Raw genomic sequence first — 17,329 nt, forward strand, 5'->3', positions numbered from 1 at the left:
TTTGGCAATCGACGTGGCGCCGATAAGTGAAGCAAATTTTACACAAACAGGCTCGACTGTAGAGAGTTTCGTGTTGCGGGGCAGGGCGATGTGTGGCGGAAGATTGATTTTTGTCGCGTGGAGCGGTGCTGGGGGTATTGCGTGTGATGGGGGCAGCCCCGCCGGGTCTGACCCCAAACTGCTTACTTCTTCTGTTCTTTCTTGACGTCGGCTTGCACCACCACCGGTTCGGCCTTGGCCAGCTGCACCGGCAAGCCCTTCAGGTGGTTCAGCGCCTGGTGCAACTGGAAATCGTCCTTGCTGCCAAATTCCAGCGGCTTGCGAGTCTTTTCCAGCGCGATGATGCGCAATTGCTCTTCCATCTCGTCGTTGACGGGGGCCGCCTTGGCGCTTTCCTTGTCGCGGTCGTTGCTCAGATGCTTGGTCAGGTCCGCTTCGCGGATGCGCAAGCCGTTCAAGCCGTCGCCGTCCGCATTTTCATCGACCAGCAGGTCGGGCACGATGCCCTTGGCCTGGATCGAGCGGCCGTTCGGCGTATAGTAGCGGGCCGTCGTCAGCTTGACGGCCGTGTCGGCGGTCAGCTGGCGGATGGTTTGCACGGAACCCTTGCCGAAGGTTTGCGTGCCGATGATGGTGGCGCGCTTGTAATCCTGCAGGGCGCCGGCGACGATTTCCGAGGCCGAGGCCGACCCCGTGTTGACCAGCACTACGAGCGGCACTTTCTTGATGGCGGCGGGCAATTTCGCCAGCGCATCGCCTTCCGAGCGGAAGGTATAGTATTCGGCGCGGCCGTAGAACACCTGTTTCGAGTCCGGCAGCTGGCCGTTGGTCGAGACGATGGCCGCGTCCTTCGGCAGGAAGGCGGCCGAGACGCCGATGGCGCCCTGCAGCACGCCGCCCGGATCGTTGCGCAGGTCCAGCACCATGCCCTTGATGTTCGGATCTTGTTGATATAGCGCCGTGATCTGCGCGGCCATGTCGTCGACGGTCGGTTCCTGGAATTGCGATACGCGCAGCCAGGCGTAGCCCGGCTCGACCATCTTCGCCTTCACGCTTTTTTGATGGATTTCCTCGCGCGTGATGGTGAAGGCCAGCGGCTGCGGTTCATCCTTGCGGGCAATGGTCAGCGACACCTTGGTGCCCGGTTCGCCGCGCATGCGCTTGACGTTGTCGTCGAGGCTGACGCCTTTCACGGGCTGGCCATCGAGGCGGGTGATCAGATCGCCAGCCTTGATGCCGGCGCGGTAGGCGGGCGAATCCTCGATGGGCGAGACGATCTTGATGTAGCCGTCTTCGCTGAGGCCAATTTCAATGCCGAGGCCGACGAACTTGCCTTCGGAGCCTTCGCGCAGCTCGGCGTAGGCTTTCTTGTCCAGGTAGGCGGAATGGGGGTCGAGCGAGGCAACCATGCCGGAAATGGCGTCTTCCAGCAGTTTCTTGTCTTCCACTGGCTCGACGTAATCGGACTTGATCAGGCCAAACACGTCGGCCAGCTGTCGCAGCTCTTCCAGCGGCAGGGGCGGCTCGACGGTCTTTTGCGCCATGGCGGAAAATTGCAGCGACACGGCGACGCCGGCCACCACGCCCAGGCCGATCAAGCCGGTATTTTTGAGTTTGCCCATCATTGCACCTTTGCAGCTAGCGTGTCTTGCACAAGCGCCAGTCCCCGTGGAGTGGCGCTTTGTTGAAAGTATAGACCTGAATCTCTGCCGGCGTGGGCCGGCCGTGGAAAAAGCGTGCCTGGACCCAGTCTACGCGCGAAAACGGGGCCGCCAGCTTGCCATATGTTGCGGTTTTGTATGCGATGTATAGGGAGTCTTGAGGGGAGTAAGCATTTGTAAGAGTCGAAAAAAAGCGTGTGCGGCGGCCCTATAGTGGACTCGCATTCTCGACCCGAAGTGGTTTTGCCTGCGTCCGCGGACGCAGGCTTTTTTTTATCTGCGGGCTGCGGCTCATTTAGACTGGAGCTTCTTTCTTCCCAGCAGATAAAAAATGTTAACTGATTTGCAGGCACGTGTCTCGCTCGAAGCGCTGATCGAAAAGTATCTGAGGGGGCGGGATCCTGATGTCGGCCTGCTGATCGACATCGTTCAGGATCCGTCACGGCAAGTGCCGATTAGAGGTGTGCTCGAAGCTATCGGGCAGTTCAACCACACGCAGTTCACGCAACAGGAACTGGCGCTGATCGACGACCTGCTTTATCTGTATGGATAAACGCTGCATGCGCTGTTCCAGCCCACGCCATGCTCGCCGGACTGGACAATGAAAGCCCCTTGAGCTTGGCCGAACTGAGCGGCGCGTGCTACATTCCTGCAGCGCCTGGCGCGGCGGGCTATCCGCCCGCAGCTATCTGCCCGGTCTTTTTGACATGCCCCATAAGGACAATTCGTGAATCGCTATCTCTTGAGCAGTCTGACCCTGACCCTGTTGGCTGCGTTTGCCCATGCCGCCGAACCCGTATCCGGCGCTGCCGCCCCGACCGTGGCCCCAAGCGCCGCGCCTGCCGCCGCTGGCGTCGTTTCCGGCATCGATGTGCAGTACATCGACCCCGCCGTGCGCGTGCAGGACGATTTCTTTACCCATTTGAACGGCAAGTGGCTGGCGACGGCCGAGATCCCTGCCGACAAGTCGAGCTGGGGTTCGTTCGCCAAGCTGCGCGATGACACGACGCCGCAATTGCGCGGCATCATCGAAGCGACGCAACAGGATAAAAACAAGAAGGCCGGTTCCGAAGCGCAGAAAATCAGCGACCTGTACGCCAGCTACATGGATGAAGCCAAGCTCGATGCGCTGGGCACGAAGCCGCTGGCCGGCGAACTGAACCGCATCCGTTCGCTGCGCGACAAGAAGGGCGTGCCGGCCCTGATCGCCCACCTGAGCCAGACGGGCGTGTCGACTCCCTATGCCGTCTACGTGAGCCAGGATGCGCGTGCCTCGACGAAATATGCGGCATATGTAAGCCAAAGCGGCCTGGGCATGCCAGACCGCGACTATTACCTGGAAGCCAAGCAGGCTGGCGTCAAGGAAAAATACCAGGCGCACGTGGAAAAAATGCTGGCCATGGCCGGCGACAAGAACGCTGCCGCGCGCGCCAAGGCGGTCGTTGCGCTGGAAACGGCCCTGGCCGAAGTGCAATGGACCAAGGTCGAGAACCGCGATCCCGTCAAACGCTACAACAAGACCGATATCAATAAGCTGAACGACCTGACCCCGGGCTACGACCTGAAGTCGGGCCTGGCCGCGCTCGGTATCGCCAACAAGGTCGATTACGTCATCGTCAACCAGCCAAGCTACCTGGCCGGCTACAACAAGGTGCTGGCATCAAGCGACCTGGACACCGTGAAAGCGTATTTCGAATGGCAGTTGCTGCGCAGCTATGCCAGCTACCTGTCGAAAAACTTCGTCGATGAAAGCTTTGCCTTCTACGGCACGGTACTCAGTGGCGTGAAGGAAAACCAGCCGCGCTGGAAGCGTGGCGTGGGCGCCGTCGAAGGCGTGCTGGGCGAAGCCGTCGGCAAGCTGTATGTCGCGCAATATTTTCCGGCAGAGCGCAAGGCGCACATGCAGGAACTGGTGAAAAACGTGCTGGCCGCCTACAAGGACAGCATCGACACCCTGGACTGGATGAGCCCGGAGACCAAGAAGGAAGCGCAAGCCAAGCTGGCCAAGTTCACGCCGAAAATCGCGTATCCGAACAAATGGCGCGATTACACGAAGCTGCAAATCGTCCAGGGCGACCTGGTGGGCAACATGATGCGCGCCGCCAACTTCGGCTCCGCGCGCCAGGTGGCCAAGCTGGGCAAGCCGATCGACCGCGAAGAGTGGGGCATGACGCCGCAAACGGTGAACGCCTATTACAGCTCGACGATGAATGAAATCGTCTTCCCCGCCTCGATCCTGCAGCCACCGTTCTTTGACGCCAACGCGGACGACGCCGTCAACTATGGCGCCATCGGCGCCGTCATCGGCCATGAAATCAGCCATGGCTTCGACGACAAGGGCAGCCAGTCCGATGGCGACGGCAACCTGCGCGACTGGTGGACCCCGGCCGACCGCAAGAATTTTGCGGCCAAGGCCGACGCGCTGACCAAGCAGTACGACGGCTACAGCCCATTGCCTGGCTACCACGTCAACGGTGCGCTGACACTGGGCGAAAACATCGCCGACAACTCGGGCGTGGCGATCGCCTATAAAGCCTATAAAATCTCGCTGGGCGGCAAGCCGGCGCCCGTGCTGGACGGTTTGACGGGCGACCAGCGCTTCTACATGGGCTTTGGCCAAGTGTGGCGCAGCAAGATGCGCGAAGCGCAGCAGATCGTGCAGATCAAGACCGATCCCCATTCGCCGGGCCAGTACCGCGCCAATGGCACCATGGTCAACCAGCCAGGTTTTTATGAAGCGTTTGGCGTGAAACCGGGCGACAAGATGTATGTCGCGCCGGAAAACCGCGTGATCATCTGGTAAACGCCGTACCCATGTAAACGTTATCTTGTCACAACAAAAAAGACCACTTGCGTGGTCTTTTTTGCATTCTGGCCAAAGTTTTTTCTGTCATTTCGGCCGGTATGCTACAGTCAAAAACCGGGCCAGAAGCCTTGGGCCTTCTGACCCTTATATTCCACACAATATAATATAGAGGACAACCGTGAATCGTTATTTGTTAAGTGCTTTGACCCTGAGTTTGCTGGCCGGCGTGTCCGGCATGGCTGGCGCCGCTGATAGTGCCAAGAAAGCCGCCGCCGCTCCCGCCACGGCCGTCGCCGCTGCGGCGCTGACGTCGGGCATCGCCGTCGAATACGTCGACCCTGCCGTGCGCGCGCAGGACGACCTGTTCCAGCACCTGAACGGCAAATGGCTGGCGGAAACTGTCATTCCTGCCGACAAGTCAAGCTGGGGCAGTTTTGCCAAGCTGGCCGACGATACGCAAACGCAGCTGCGCGGCATCGTCGAAGGCGCTGCCGCCGACAAGGCACGCGCGGCCGGTTCGAATGCCCAGAAAATCGGTGATTTCTATAACAGCTTCATGGATGAAGCCAAGCTGGAAAGCCTGGGCTTGAGCCCATTGAACGCGGAGCTGGCGAAGATCGCCGCGCTGCAGGATAAGGCGGAATTGCCGGCCGTGATCGCCCATTTCAGCAAGCTGGGCGTGACCTCGCCTTACGACTTCGGCATCCACCAGGACGCCAAGGATTCCACCAAATACGTGGCCGACATCGTGCAAAGCGGCCTGGGCTTGCCTGACCGCGATTACTACCTGGAAGAAGGCAAGGCCGATACGCGCGCCAAATACCTGGCCCACGTGGAAAAAATGCTCAGTTTGGCTGGCGACGCGAACGCGGCCGCCAATGCCAAGGCTATCCTGGCGCTGGAAACGGAACTGGCCAAGGCGCAATGGAGCAATGTGCAGAACCGCGACCCCGTCAAAACCTACAACAAGGTGGAACTGGCGAAACTGGCCAGCGTGGCGCCAGGCTACGACTGGGCCCGCTACCTGAAGGACACGGGTATCGCCGGCAAGGTCAATTATGTGATCGTCAGCCAGCCCAGCTACCTGAAGGGTTTTGCCGAGATCGCCAACAAGACGCCGCTGGAAACGTGGAAAGCATACTTCCAGTGGCATTTGCTGCACGCGAACGCCGGCTACCTGCCGAAAGCGTATGTCGATGAAAACTTCGCGTTTTATGGCACTACCCTGACGGGCGTGACGGAAATGCGTCCGCGCTGGAAACGCGGCGTGGGCGCCGTCGAAGGCGCGCTGGGTGAAGCCGTGGGCCAGCTGTACGTGGAGCAGTATTTCCCGGCCGAGCGCAAGGTGCGCATGGAAGCGCTGGTGAAAAACCTGATGACGGCCTACAAGCAAAGCATCGACAAGCTCGACTGGATGAGCCCCGTCACCAAGAAACAGGCGCAAATCAAGCTGGCCAAGTTCACCACCAAGATCGGCTATCCGAACAAATGGCGCGATTACTCGGGCCTGACGGTGGCGCCGGACGACTTGATCGGCAACATCCAGCGTTCGCACCTGCTCAACTACAACCGCGAGCTGAACAAGCTGGGCCAGCCGATCGACCGCGACGAGTGGGGCATGACGCCGCAGACCGTGAACGCTTATTACAATCCTGAGCTGAACGAAATCGTCTTCCCGGCCGCCATCCTGCAAGCACCGTTCTTCGACGCCAACGCGGACGATGCCGTCAACTATGGCGCCATCGGCGGCGTGATCGGCCATGAAATCAGCCACGGCTTCGACGACCAGGGCGCCCAGTACGACGGCGACGGCAATTTGCGCGACTGGTGGACCAAGGCTGACCATAAAAACTTCGCCAAGAAAACCAAGCAGCTGGTGGCGCAGTACAACGGCTTCAGCCCGGTGAAAGGCCACTTCGTCAACGGCGAACTGACCCTGGGCGAGAACATCGCCGACAATTCCGGCGTGGCAATCGCGTACAAAGCATACAAATTGTCGCTGAACGGCAAGAAAGCCCCCGTCATCGACGGTTTCACGGGTGAACAGCGCTTCTACGCGGGCTTTGCCCAGGTATGGCGCATGAAGATGCGTGAAGCGCAGCAACTGGTCTTGCTGAAAACGGACCCGCACTCGCCAGGCCAGTTCCGCGCCAACGGCACCATGCGCAACCAGCCCGGCTTCTATCAAGCCTTCGACGTGAAACCGGGCGACAAGATGTATCTGCCGCCGAAAGACCGCGTCATCATGTGGTAACAGCAGTGCTGACGCGCTAGCACCGGGCCGCCCCGCTATCAAGCCGGGCGGCTTTTTCACGCCGTGTGATCTGGCACAAACTGCGGACGAAAAAAAACCGCCCATCCGGGCGGTTCCTGGTTCAGCGCGCTGGCTGAATTATTTGGCAGGCTCGGCTGCAGGAGCAGCGCCATCAGCGGCCGCAGCCGGTGCCGGCACTTCCGGTTCCTTGAACTTGCCGCCCGACGCGTTGGCAATGTAGACGACGGCGCGCGCCACTTCCACATCGTCGAGGTCCGGATTGCCGCCCTTGGCCGGCATCGCGCGCAAGCCTTCGATGGCGTGTTTCAGGACCGTATCGTAGCCCTGGGCCAGGCGGGCCGACCAGCTACCCGCGTCGCCAAATTTCGGTGCACCGGCCACGCCGGCGCCATGGCAAGCCACGCAGGTCGCCGTGTAGACGGCTTCGCCGCTTTGCAGCACTTTCGGACCGCTGGCATCCTTGAAGGTAAAGCCAGCATTGGCAACTGGGCTCAAGCGCTCGGCAATGGCTTCCGGCGACTGGCTGTCCGTACCGGCGCCCGTCAGTTTTTGCGCTGTGACGAACTGCACCAGCAAGATGATGCCGATGACGGTGACGAGGAAGAAGCCAGCTACGGCGGCAAGCAATTGTTTAGGCGTTTTGATCGCTGATTGTTGTTCGTTATGTGCGTCGCTCATGATGTCCTTAGTCCAGATTTGAAACTGATGGCCGTGTAAGGTAGCATTTTTACATGCTTGGATGTAAACCTTTATGAAACCCACAATTATAGGCACAAAAATTGAGCAGTGACATGCAATTGCCAGCGATACGACAGTTTCCGTAGACGTAGGTAAAGAAAAACGGTATCCTTCGCATCACTTCAGAAATTCCCCCTACGCGGCTGTAGCTCAGTGGATAGAGTATTGGCCTCCGAAGCCAAGGGTCGTGGGTTCGATCCCCGCCAGCCGCACCAAGATGTCCTCCGTCGTTTCCCTCAATTATTCCCCCTCTGTTCGCAGTTGATGGGTAGCCCTGTGCTTGTCCCTGCACAAATTGTTATACTATTTTGGTTGCGTTTATTGCGTTTGGCTCGTAAGCTTGAATGGAAAGCAGGGAGGAATGCCATGTCGAATGTAATCGATCGTCTGGAAAATAAAGAAGACCTGGAACTGGCGAAAGCGGCGCAGCGCTGCCTGGTCAGTGCGCTGGATCATTCGCGTGCCGTGCAGATTGCCGTTCTGGAAGAGGGCGCGCAAGACTTGGGCGACGCCCCCTTGCTGCGCTTGCCGCCGAATGTATTGCGTCTGTTTGCCGATGTCCTGGGCACCCTGGCGCAAGGCAAAGCCGTGACGGTCATGCCGAAGGAACATGATGTGACGACGCAGGAAGCGGCGATGTATTTGAATATGTCGCGGCCCTATCTGGTGCGCCTGCTCGAGGCTGGGAAGATTCCCCATCATAAGGTGGGTACGCACCGCCGGCTGCGCTTTGAGGATGTGGTGCAGTACAAGGATGAGCGCAAACGGCGTTCGCAACAGGCTTTGCAGGCCTTGGCAGATCAGGCGCAGGAGCTTGAACTGGGGTACTGATGGCCGGATACTACCGTTACACCGCCGTCCTCGATGCCTGTGTGCTGTATCCGGCACCCTTGCGTGACCTATTGCTGAGTTTGGCGGCGGACGGTATCTTCAGCGCACGCTGGACAGCGCAGATACAGGAGGAGTGGCAACGCAACTTGCTGCTCAAGCGGCCTGATCTCGACCCTTCGGCGTTGGCACGCACCAGCGTACTGATGGCCGAGGCAGTGGAGGACGGCCTGATCGAGTCGTACGAATACCTGATTGATGCCTTGGTCTTGCCCGATGCCGACGACCGGCACGTGCTGGCGGCAGCCATCGTGGGACATGCGGACGCCGTCGTCACATTCAATCTCAAAGACTTCCCGGACGCGATCATGCGAGGGCACAACATTGAAGTCTTGCACCCCGATGATTTTTTGGTAGCGCAGTATGAACTGGCGCCGATACGCATGCTCAGTGTCGTCAAGGAAAACCGGGCACGCTTGCGAAAACCGCCCAGATCCGCCGCCGAACTGATTGCCACCTACGAAGCGCAAGGCTTGCCGCAACTGGGCAAGTTGCTGCGTTCCGCGATTGCCTTGCTCTAGCCTCCGCTCCACCGCTCCGCCACCCTTGAAATACCTGCCTGCGTTTTTCTGAGGCTTGAACTGCTTTTTTCAGGCACCGCCCTGACTGAAACGTCCCTGACGCCCCTGCCGTTGCCTGTTTACAACCTCCAAAGTCCTCCAGCCGCTGATATCAATATTGATATCGAAACAGTGGAAAAATTGATTGGAGAGATTATCGCCCAGCCCCTAAGATAAACGCCGAGCATGCGAACGACATGCAAGCGATACAAAAAATATCAATACAATATCTGGAGATTCATGATGCGCAACGCCACCGGCCCGCTCGCGGCCACTTCCCCTCGTCCATTCACCTTGAAGGCAGCCGTTGCTGCATTGGCCGGTATTGGCTTGCTGAGCACGGCTTCGGTCTGGGCGCAGGATGCGGTGGCGGCCGACGCCGGTGCCGAGCCGGCTGCGGAAGTGTCGGTCGTGACCGTCAGCGGCGTGCGCCGCTCGGCGCAGAATTCGCAACAGATCAAGATGCGCTCGGACCAGGTCATCGATTCCATCGTGGCCGACGACATCGGCAAATTCCCCGATAACAACGTGGCTGAAACCCTGGCGCGCATTTCCGGCATCCAGATCCGCCGCGATTCGGGCGAGGCGAGCGCCGTCATGATCCGCGGCTTGCGCGATGTCACGACCCTGCTCAACGGCCGCGAACTGTTCACCACCACGGGCCGCTATGTCAACCTGGCCGACATTCCTGCCACGATGCTGCAGCGCGTTGACGTGTACAAATCGCAGGGTGCGGACCAGGTCGAAGGCGGCGTGGCCGGCATCATCGACGTGCGCACCAACCGCCCGTTCGATTTCAAGGATTTCACGGCCAGCGTGAATACGCGCGCCGTCTACAGCGACAAATCCAAGGCCACCGACCCGAACATCAGCGGCATGCTGTCGAACCGCTGGAAGACGGGCATCGGCGAAGTGGGCGCGCTGCTGGGCTTGTCGCAGCAGCAGCACCGCTACCATGAGGAACGCGCGTTCAATACGGCGCCCGTGGATAAAAGTTTCCTGTCGCCCGGTTTGACGGGGCCGGACCAGGTGGGCTTGCTGCCGATCAAGGGCGACCGCCGCCGCACCACCGCCAATGCCGTGCTGCAATGGCGCCCGAACGCCGACGTCGAGCTGTACGCCGAAGGCATGGCCACGCGCTTCCTGCTCGATGCCGAGTCCGATTACTTTGTCGGCTTGCCGTGGTGGGGCACGCCCGTGTCGGCTACAAAAATTCCTGGCACCAACCAGCTGCAAACGCTCACGTCCACCAACGTCAACACCATCATGTCGACGCAGGCGAACAAGAACGAGACGAAGACGCATCAATTTGCCGTGGGCGGCTTGTGGGATATCAACCCGGAATGGCGTTTCACGTCGGAAGTGGCCAGCACCAAAAGCACCTATGCCTGGCGCAACCCGATTCTCGATGCGATTACCGTCGTGCCGAATGCCCGCATCAATACCAACCAGAACGGCACCTTGCACGTGGACTACACGGGCAGCGATTTGCAAGACCCGTCGAACTACTATCTGAAGGGTTTCTTCGACCGCTACGGCAAGGACCAGGGCAGCTCGAACGACGTGCGCGCCGACCTGGCGTACACGCCCAGCGCGGGCGGCATCTTCAAGGAAATCAGCGTCGGCCTGCGCGGCGTGAAGCGCGAAGCCGAATCGATCAAGAGTTTCGAGGGCAATGCGGAAGCACCGGACGTGTCCGGCGCCGCGTTTCCGTTCGGCCGCCAGAGTGTGACGTCGATTCCGGGCCTCAATTGTCTGTCGGAACCGATGTCCAGCGGCGGCCCCGACTATGGCTTGAAGCAGTGGTACACGCCGTGCGCCAGCTTCCTGCTCAATAACACGGGCACCATCCGCGAAGCCGTCACGGGCAGCAGCGCGGCGCGGGCAATGGACCCGGGCTCGTTCTTCAAGGATACGGAAAAGACGTACTCGATCTATACCAAGGCCAAGGTTGCCTTCAAGCTGGGCGCCTACCCCGTCGACGGCACCCTGGGCGTGCGCGTCGTGCGCACCGAACAAAGCTTGCAAGGCAACAGTTCGCAAGATGGCGTCTACACGCCTGTCATCAGCGACACGGCCAGTACCGATGTGCTGCCGAGCGTGGCCCTGAAAATCAAGCTGCGCTCGGACCTGGTCGGCCGCTTCGCTGCAGGCCGCACCATCAGCCGTCCCGGCTTTTCCCAGCTGAACCCGGGCGTGGCCCTGGTCAACTCGACGGAAACGGTGAAGGCGACGGGCGCGGGCGGCAATCCGAATCTGAAACCAGTCACGGGCGACAATGTTGACGCGGCACTGGAATGGTATTTCGCGCCCGCCGGTTCCGTCACGGCTACCGTGTTCCACCACAAGTTCGACGGTTATATCCAGCAACGCATTTCCAGCGAAACCATCGCCGGCAAGACCTATGACGTGGACCGCCCGTACAACACGGCCGCCGGCAAGCTGCAGGGCCTGGAAATTGGCTACCAGCAGTTTTATGACGGCTTGCCTGGCCTGTTGAGCGGCCTGGGCTTGCAAGCGAACGGCACCTACATGAGCGGCACCACGGACGACGAGACGGGCAGCCATGCCATCACGGGCGTGTCGCGCTATGCCTACAACCTGGTCGTGCTGTACGAAAAAGACGCATGGTCGGGCCGTTTGGCCTACAACTGGCGCTCGAAATTCATCGACAGCTACAACCAGGGCGGCCCAGGCCTGGACTTGAAAGTGGCGCCGACGGCCCAGCTTGACGGTTCGCTGTCGTACAAGATCAACGACCAGTTCACCGTGACCTTCGATGGGAATAACTTGCTCGACACCAAGTTCAAGGATTACTGGAACACAGCGGGCGTGTATCCGCGCGATACGCGCCGCTATGACCGCACGGTAGGGTTATCACTGCGCTGGAAAATGTAAGTTGGTCGCACAGTAAAAAATCAAGGGCGTTGCCATGGTTTCGGCCTGCAACGCCCCTGTCAGTTGGGCAGTCACGCACGATTCATCATAAAAAGAATGGACGGAAAGCATGGAGACGCAAAAATTATCTACCGTTGAAAAGGTCGGCTTCGGCGCCGGCGACATGGCGCTCAATGTCGTCATCTCGTCGATGATGTTGATCATCACCTTTTTTTATACCGATATCTATGGCTTGAAAACCACCGACCTGGCCCTGCTGTTCGTGGCTGTGAAAGTCATCGGCGCCATCGCCGACCTGGTCATGGGCCAGATCACCGACCGCTACAGCTTTGCCTCGGGCCGCTACCGGCCGTATCTGCTGTGGCTGGCCGTGCCGTATGGCGTCAGCGTCTTCTTTGTCTTCAGCACGCCCGAGTGGCACTATGACGCCAAGCTGATCTGGGCATACTCGACGTATATCCTGATGACCATCATGACGGCCGGCGTGGGCATCCCCTACATTTCCCTGATCAGCGGCCTGACCAGCGACCCGCAGGACCGCCTGTCGGCCAACGGTTACCGCCTGTTCTTCGCCAAGATCGGCGCCTTCATGGTGACCATCGTCGTGCCAATCCTGTCGCAGCGCTGGGGCGGCGGCAACCCGGCCGTCGGCTACCAGGCGGCCATGGCCGTGATGGCCGTCATGGGTGTGGCCCTTTTCCTGTTCTGCTATTTCTCCACCACCGAGCGCGTCGTGCACGTGGTGGAAAAGCAATCGCTGCTTGCGCAATTGAAAGTGCTGCTGCAAAACGACCAGTGGCTGGTGCTGTGCGGCGTGTGCGTCACGGGCACCATCGGTTACGTCGTGCGCGGCTCGGTCGCCATTTATTACGCGAAATACTATCTGGGCGGCAGCACGGAAACCGTGGCCGCCTTCCTCACGACGGGCGTGGTGGCCGCCATCCTGGCCATGATCGCATCGACCTGGATCACCAAGTTTTACTGCAAGGTAAAACTGTTCCGCTACACGCAGATCGGCGTCGCGCTGATCAGCCTGGCGATCTATTTCTTCGTGAAACCGAGCGACACCGTGCTGGCTTTCGCGCTGTATTTCCTCCTGTCCTTCGTGGTGGACTTGCATGCGCCCGTGTTCTGGTCGGCCATCGCGGAAACCATCGATTACGGTCAAGTCAAGACGGGCAAGCGCGTCTCCGGCTTCGCCTTTGGCGGCATCTCCGTCTGCCAGAAGGCGGGCATGGCGGTGGCGGGCGGCCTGGTCGGCGTGCTGCTCGCGTATTTCGACTACCAGCCCAACCATGAGCAAACGCAATTCGCCCTGAACGGTATCGCCCTGATGCTGTCGATCATCCCCGGTTTCTTCCACTTGCTGATGGGCTTGCTGATGTTCAAGTACCGCATCAGCGATACGTACTACAGCGGCGTGAAGTCGGAAATGCACAAGCGCGGTTTTGTCTCCGCGTAAGAATAATTGAATGGAGCAAGCAACATGGCAGACATCTTGACACCGCTGATCGAACAGCGTGCCGACCCGCATATCTACCGTCACAGCGACGGCTATTATTACTTTACGGCGTCCGTGCCCCAGTACGATCGCATTGAACTGCGCCGCGCCGACAGCATCGCCGGCCTGGCCGACGCGCAAACGGTCGACGTGTGGCACAAGCCGGAAACGGGGCCGTACAGCGAGCTGGTGTGGGCGCCGGAATTGCACTTCAACCAGGGCGCCTGGTATGTGTATTTCGCCGCCGCGCCAAGCCGCGAGATCAAACATAAGTTGTTCCAGCACCGCATGTATGCGATCCGCAATACGAACGCCAATCCTTTGATTGGCGAATGGGAATTCATGGGCCAGATCGACACGGGCATCGACACCTTCTGCCTGGACGCCACCACGTTCGAGCACGATGGCGTGCTGTATTACCTGTGGGCGCAGAAAGATGTCGCCATCGAGGGCAATTCGAACCTGTACATCGCGCCGATGGCCACGCCGTGGCAGCTGGCCGGTCCGCCCGTGATGCTGAGCAAGCCGGAATTCGACTGGGAAATTCGCGGCTTCTGGGTCAACGAAGGGCCGTCCGTGCTGAAGCGTAACGGCAAGATCTTCATCAGCTATTCGGCCAGCGCCACCGATGAAAACTACGCGATGGGCTTGCTGTGGGCCGATGACACGTCCGACCTGCTCGATCCGTTCTCGTGGACCAAGTCGCCCGAGCCCGTGTTTGCCACCTGCTACGAGCACGGCATCTACGGTCCCGGCCACAACAGCTTCACGACGGCCGGCGATGGCGACGGCGTATTGCTGGTGTACCATGCCCGCACCTACACGGAAATCGTTGGCGACCCTTTGTGGAACCCTGACCGCCACACGTTTGTCAAACCGTTGCGCTGGGATGCGCAAGGCATGCCCGTGTTTGGCCGCTCATCGACCCTGTAAAACCTGGACCCGACGCCATGACCCCAGTTGATTCTGTTTCAGTGACGCAATTGCCGTTCGGCATCCTGCCCGATGGCCGGCACGTCAGCGTATTTACCCTGACGAACCGCCAGGGCATGCAAGTCAAGGTGCTCGACTTTGGCGCCATCATCAGCGAAATCCACGTGCCGGATCGCGACGGCAACTTTGCCGACGTGGTGCTGGGTTTCGATCGCATCGAACCGTATCTGCACAACAGCGCTTTCCTGGGCGCCGTCATCGGGCGCTTCGGCAACCGCATCGCCGAGGGACGTTTCAGTCTGGACGGCAAGGATTACCAACTGGCCGTCAACAACCCACCCAATCACCTGCATGGCGGAAACCAGGGCTTTCACCAGGTCATGTGGCAAGCCGTGCCGTTCGCCAGCGACGACGCCGTCGGTATCACGTTCACGCGCAGCAGCCCGCATGGCGAAGACGGCTATCCGGGCAAGCTGGACGTCACCGTCGTGTACGAACTGGACAACGACAATGCGCTGCACCTGCGCTACCACGCCCTGACGGACCAGGCCACGCCGATCAACTTGACCAACCACAGCTATTTCAATCTGGCGGGGGACGGTGATATCCTCGGTCACGAGTTGTCCATCAACGCGGACCGCTACCTGCCCGTGGACGCGGGGTCGATCCCCACGGGCGAACTGGCGGACGTGACCGGCACGCCGTTCGACTTGCGCCAGAGCACCGTCATCGGCAGCAGCATCGATGTGCCGCATGAGCAGCTCCGCATCGGCCGCGGATACGACCATAACTTTGTGCTCAATCAACAGGCAGATCACGGGCTGAACCTGGCCGCCACCGTGCGCGAGCCGCAATCGGGCAGGGTGATGCAGGTGTACACGCAGGAGCCGGGTATCCAGTTTTATTCCGGTAATTTCCTCGACGGCAGCCAGCAGGGCAAGCAGGGCGCCATCCGCTATCGCGGCGCGCTGTGCCTGGAAACGCAGCATTTTCCGGATTCGCCGAACCAGTCGCATTTCCCGAATACCATTTTGCGCCCGGGCGAGGTGTATCAGACGGAAACGGTCTATCGGTTTTCCGCAGAATAATCGTCGCAGCCCCCTGGGGTCTGACCCGGCGGGTCAGACCCCAAAAACCTTCCACGCCCTGCCGCCACGCGCCCGCAGGGCGTTTTCATTGGTGCTGATGGATATCGTTTTCGATATCGGAACGCATTAAAAATTGATTGGAAAGGCATGGCAGGATTCTTTAGTATTCCAACATCGCTGCCCGGGCCGACGACATTAGATCCGGCATGGCACAACCAGGAGAATGGCATGTCTGAGACAAAAAAGAAGGTTGCCCTGCGCTCTGCCGAGTGGTTCGGCTCGCAGGACAAGAACGGCTTCATGTACCGCAGCTGGATGAAAAACCAGGGCATACCTGACCACGAGTTTCACGGCAAGCCCATCATCGGCATCTGCAATACCTGGTCCGAACTGACCCCTTGCAACGCGCATTTCCGCCAATTGGCCGAGCACGTCAAGCGCGGCATCCTGGAAGCGGGCGGTTTTCCAGTGGAATTCCCTGTCTTCTCGAATGGCGAATCGAATTTGCGCCCGACGGCCATGCTGACGCGCAACCTGGCGTCGATGGACGTGGAAGAATCGATCCGCGGCAATCCGATGGACGCCGTCGTGCTGCTGGTCGGCTGCGACAAGACGACGCCGGCGCTGCTGATGGGCGCTGCCAGCGTCGACATCCCGACCATCGTCGTCAGCGGCGGCCCCATGCTGAACGGCAAGCTCAATGGCAAGGACATCGGTTCCGGCACGGCCGTATGGCAGTTGCACGAGCAGATGAAGGCGGGATCGATCACCTTGCACCAGTTCATGTCGGCCGAATCGGGCATGTCGCGCTCGGCCGGTACCTGCAACACCATGGGCACGGCTTCGACGATGGCCAGCATGGCGGAAGCGCTGGGCACGTCCCTGCCGCACAACGCGGCCATCCCCGCCGTCGATTCACGCCGCTACGTGCTGGCCCATATGTCGGGCATCCGCATCGTCGAAATGGTGCATGAAGACCTGCGCCTGTCGAAAGTGCTGACGCGCGAAGCATTTGAAAACGCCATCAAGGTCAACGCCGCCATCGGCGGTTCGACCAATGCCGTGATCCACCTGAAGGCGATTGCCGGCCGCATCGGCGTGCCGCTGGAGCTGGAAGACTGGACCAAGGTAGGCCGCGGCACGCCGACCATCGTCGACTTGCTGCCGTCGGGCCGTTTCCTGATGGAAGAGTTTTATTATGCGGGCGGCTTGCCGGCCGTGATACGCCGCCTGGGCGAGGGTGATCTGCTGCCGCACAAGAACGCGCTGACCGTCAACGGCAAGTCGCTGTGGGACAACTGCGTCGAAGCGCCGATTTACAACGACGAGGTGGTACGCACCTTGGACAACCCATTGCTGGCCGATGGCGGCATTTGCGTGTTGCGCGGCAATCTGGCGCCACGCGGCGCCGTGTTGAAACCGTCGGCCGCCTCGCCACACCTGATGCAGCATCGCGGCAAGGCCGTCGTGTTTGAGGACTTTGAACATTACAAGGCCCGCATCGTTGATCCGGATCTGGATGTCGACGCGAACTCCGTGCTGGTCATGAAGAACTGCGGCCCGAAAGGCTATCCTGGCATGGCGGAAGTAGGCAACATGGGCTTGCCGCCGAAACTGCTGGCGCAAGGCATCACCGACATGGTGCGTATTTCGGATGCGCGCATGAGCGGCACGGCCTACGGCACCGTCGTGCTGCACGTGGCGCCGGAAGCGATGGCCGGCGGTCCGCTGGGCATCGTGCGCGACGGCGACATGATCGCCCTCGATTGCCACAATGGCAGCCTGAACATCGACATCAGCGACGCGGAAATCGCCGAGCGCCTGGCGGCCCGCGAACTGGGCAGCGCGCCCGGGCCGAAGAGCGGCTACCAGCAGCTGTACATCGAACACGTGTTGCAGGCCGATGAAGGCTGCGATTTCGACTTCCTGGTCGGCAATCGCGGTTCCGCCGTGCCGCGCCACTCACATTAAGCGGAGAATC

General features: G+C 60.1%; 12 protein-coding genes and 1 tRNA gene. 11 read left to right on the plus strand and 2 right to left on the minus strand.

Annotation, left to right across the window (positions count from 1 at the left end; all coding sequences use genetic code 11):
• Window positions 1-182 precede the first annotated feature (182 nt).
• Window positions 183-1,625 carry a S41 family peptidase gene (locus SKZ59_RS13375; protein WP_219328542.1) on the minus strand — a complete coding sequence of 481 codons (1,443 nt, stop codon included), beginning with the start codon at window positions 1,623-1,625 and terminating at the stop codon, window positions 183-185.
• A gap of 367 nt (window positions 1,626-1,992) precedes the next feature.
• On the opposite strand from SKZ59_RS13375, the gene SKZ59_RS13380 reads away from it, so the two are divergent.
• The 3 genes from SKZ59_RS13380 (at window position 1,993) to SKZ59_RS13390 (ending at window position 6,721) form a co-directional block, all read left to right on the plus strand.
• Entirely contained in the window at window positions 1,993-2,214 is a 222-nt protein-coding gene (locus SKZ59_RS13380) for a hypothetical protein (protein ID WP_070304462.1), read from the plus strand.
• A 174-nt stretch (window positions 2,215-2,388) separates the two neighbouring features.
• Complete coding sequence (locus tag SKZ59_RS13385; protein WP_319992045.1) at window positions 2,389-4,464, plus strand: M13 family metallopeptidase; 2,076 nt, start codon at window positions 2,389-2,391, stop codon at window positions 4,462-4,464.
• 181 nt (window positions 4,465-4,645) lie between these two features.
• Window positions 4,646-6,721, plus strand: a complete 2,076-nt coding sequence (locus SKZ59_RS13390; RefSeq protein ID WP_319992046.1) for a M13 family metallopeptidase — start codon at window positions 4,646-4,648, stop codon at window positions 6,719-6,721.
• A 138-nt stretch (window positions 6,722-6,859) separates the two neighbouring features.
• On the opposite strand, the gene SKZ59_RS13395 is transcribed toward SKZ59_RS13390, so the two are convergent.
• Window positions 6,860-7,420, minus strand: coding sequence for a c-type cytochrome (locus tag SKZ59_RS13395; protein WP_070304465.1), 561 nt, complete (start codon window positions 7,418-7,420; stop codon window positions 6,860-6,862).
• A gap of 199 nt (window positions 7,421-7,619) precedes the next feature.
• Between SKZ59_RS13395 and SKZ59_RS13400 the strand changes: the two genes are divergently transcribed.
• The 8 genes from SKZ59_RS13400 to SKZ59_RS13435 all read left to right on the plus strand — a co-directional run bounded on the left by SKZ59_RS13400 (window position 7,620) and on the right by SKZ59_RS13435 (window position 17,319).
• Window positions 7,620-7,695: transfer RNA gene (locus tag SKZ59_RS13400), tRNA-Arg, on the plus strand.
• A 61-nt stretch (window positions 7,696-7,756) separates the two neighbouring features.
• Complete coding sequence (locus SKZ59_RS13405) at window positions 7,757-8,311, plus strand: helix-turn-helix domain-containing protein (RefSeq protein WP_319992047.1); 555 nt, start codon at window positions 7,757-7,759, stop codon at window positions 8,309-8,311.
• A complete protein-coding gene (locus SKZ59_RS13410; protein WP_034752913.1) occupies window positions 8,311-8,889 on the plus strand; it encodes a PIN domain-containing protein in 579 nt (192 codons plus the stop codon). The genes SKZ59_RS13405 and SKZ59_RS13410 overlap by 1 nt, the downstream gene beginning before the upstream one ends.
• Before the next feature lie 279 nt (window positions 8,890-9,168).
• Complete coding sequence (locus tag SKZ59_RS13415) at window positions 9,169-11,826, plus strand: TonB-dependent receptor (protein ID WP_319992048.1); 2,658 nt, start codon at window positions 9,169-9,171, stop codon at window positions 11,824-11,826.
• A 109-nt stretch (window positions 11,827-11,935) separates the two neighbouring features.
• Window positions 11,936-13,288: an MFS transporter gene (locus SKZ59_RS13420; protein WP_070304467.1), complete on the plus strand. Its 1,353-nt coding sequence runs from the start codon at window positions 11,936-11,938 to the stop codon at window positions 13,286-13,288.
• 24 nt (window positions 13,289-13,312) lie between these two features.
• A complete protein-coding gene (locus tag SKZ59_RS13425) occupies window positions 13,313-14,260 on the plus strand; it encodes a glycoside hydrolase family 43 protein (RefSeq protein WP_319992049.1) in 948 nt (315 codons plus the stop codon).
• A gap of 17 nt (window positions 14,261-14,277) precedes the next feature.
• Window positions 14,278-15,348 (plus strand): aldose epimerase family protein, encoded by a 1,071-nt coding sequence (locus SKZ59_RS13430; RefSeq protein WP_319992050.1) that lies wholly within the window; start codon window positions 14,278-14,280, stop codon window positions 15,346-15,348.
• A 228-nt stretch (window positions 15,349-15,576) separates the two neighbouring features.
• Entirely contained in the window at window positions 15,577-17,319 is a 1,743-nt protein-coding gene (locus tag SKZ59_RS13435) for an IlvD/Edd family dehydratase (protein ID WP_034752921.1), read from the plus strand.
• Window positions 17,320-17,329 lie beyond the last annotated feature (10 nt).

This window comes from Janthinobacterium sp. GMG2 (assembly GCF_033949445.1).
GTDB classification, from domain to species: domain Bacteria; phylum Pseudomonadota; class Gammaproteobacteria; order Burkholderiales; family Burkholderiaceae_D; genus Janthinobacterium; species Janthinobacterium aestuarii.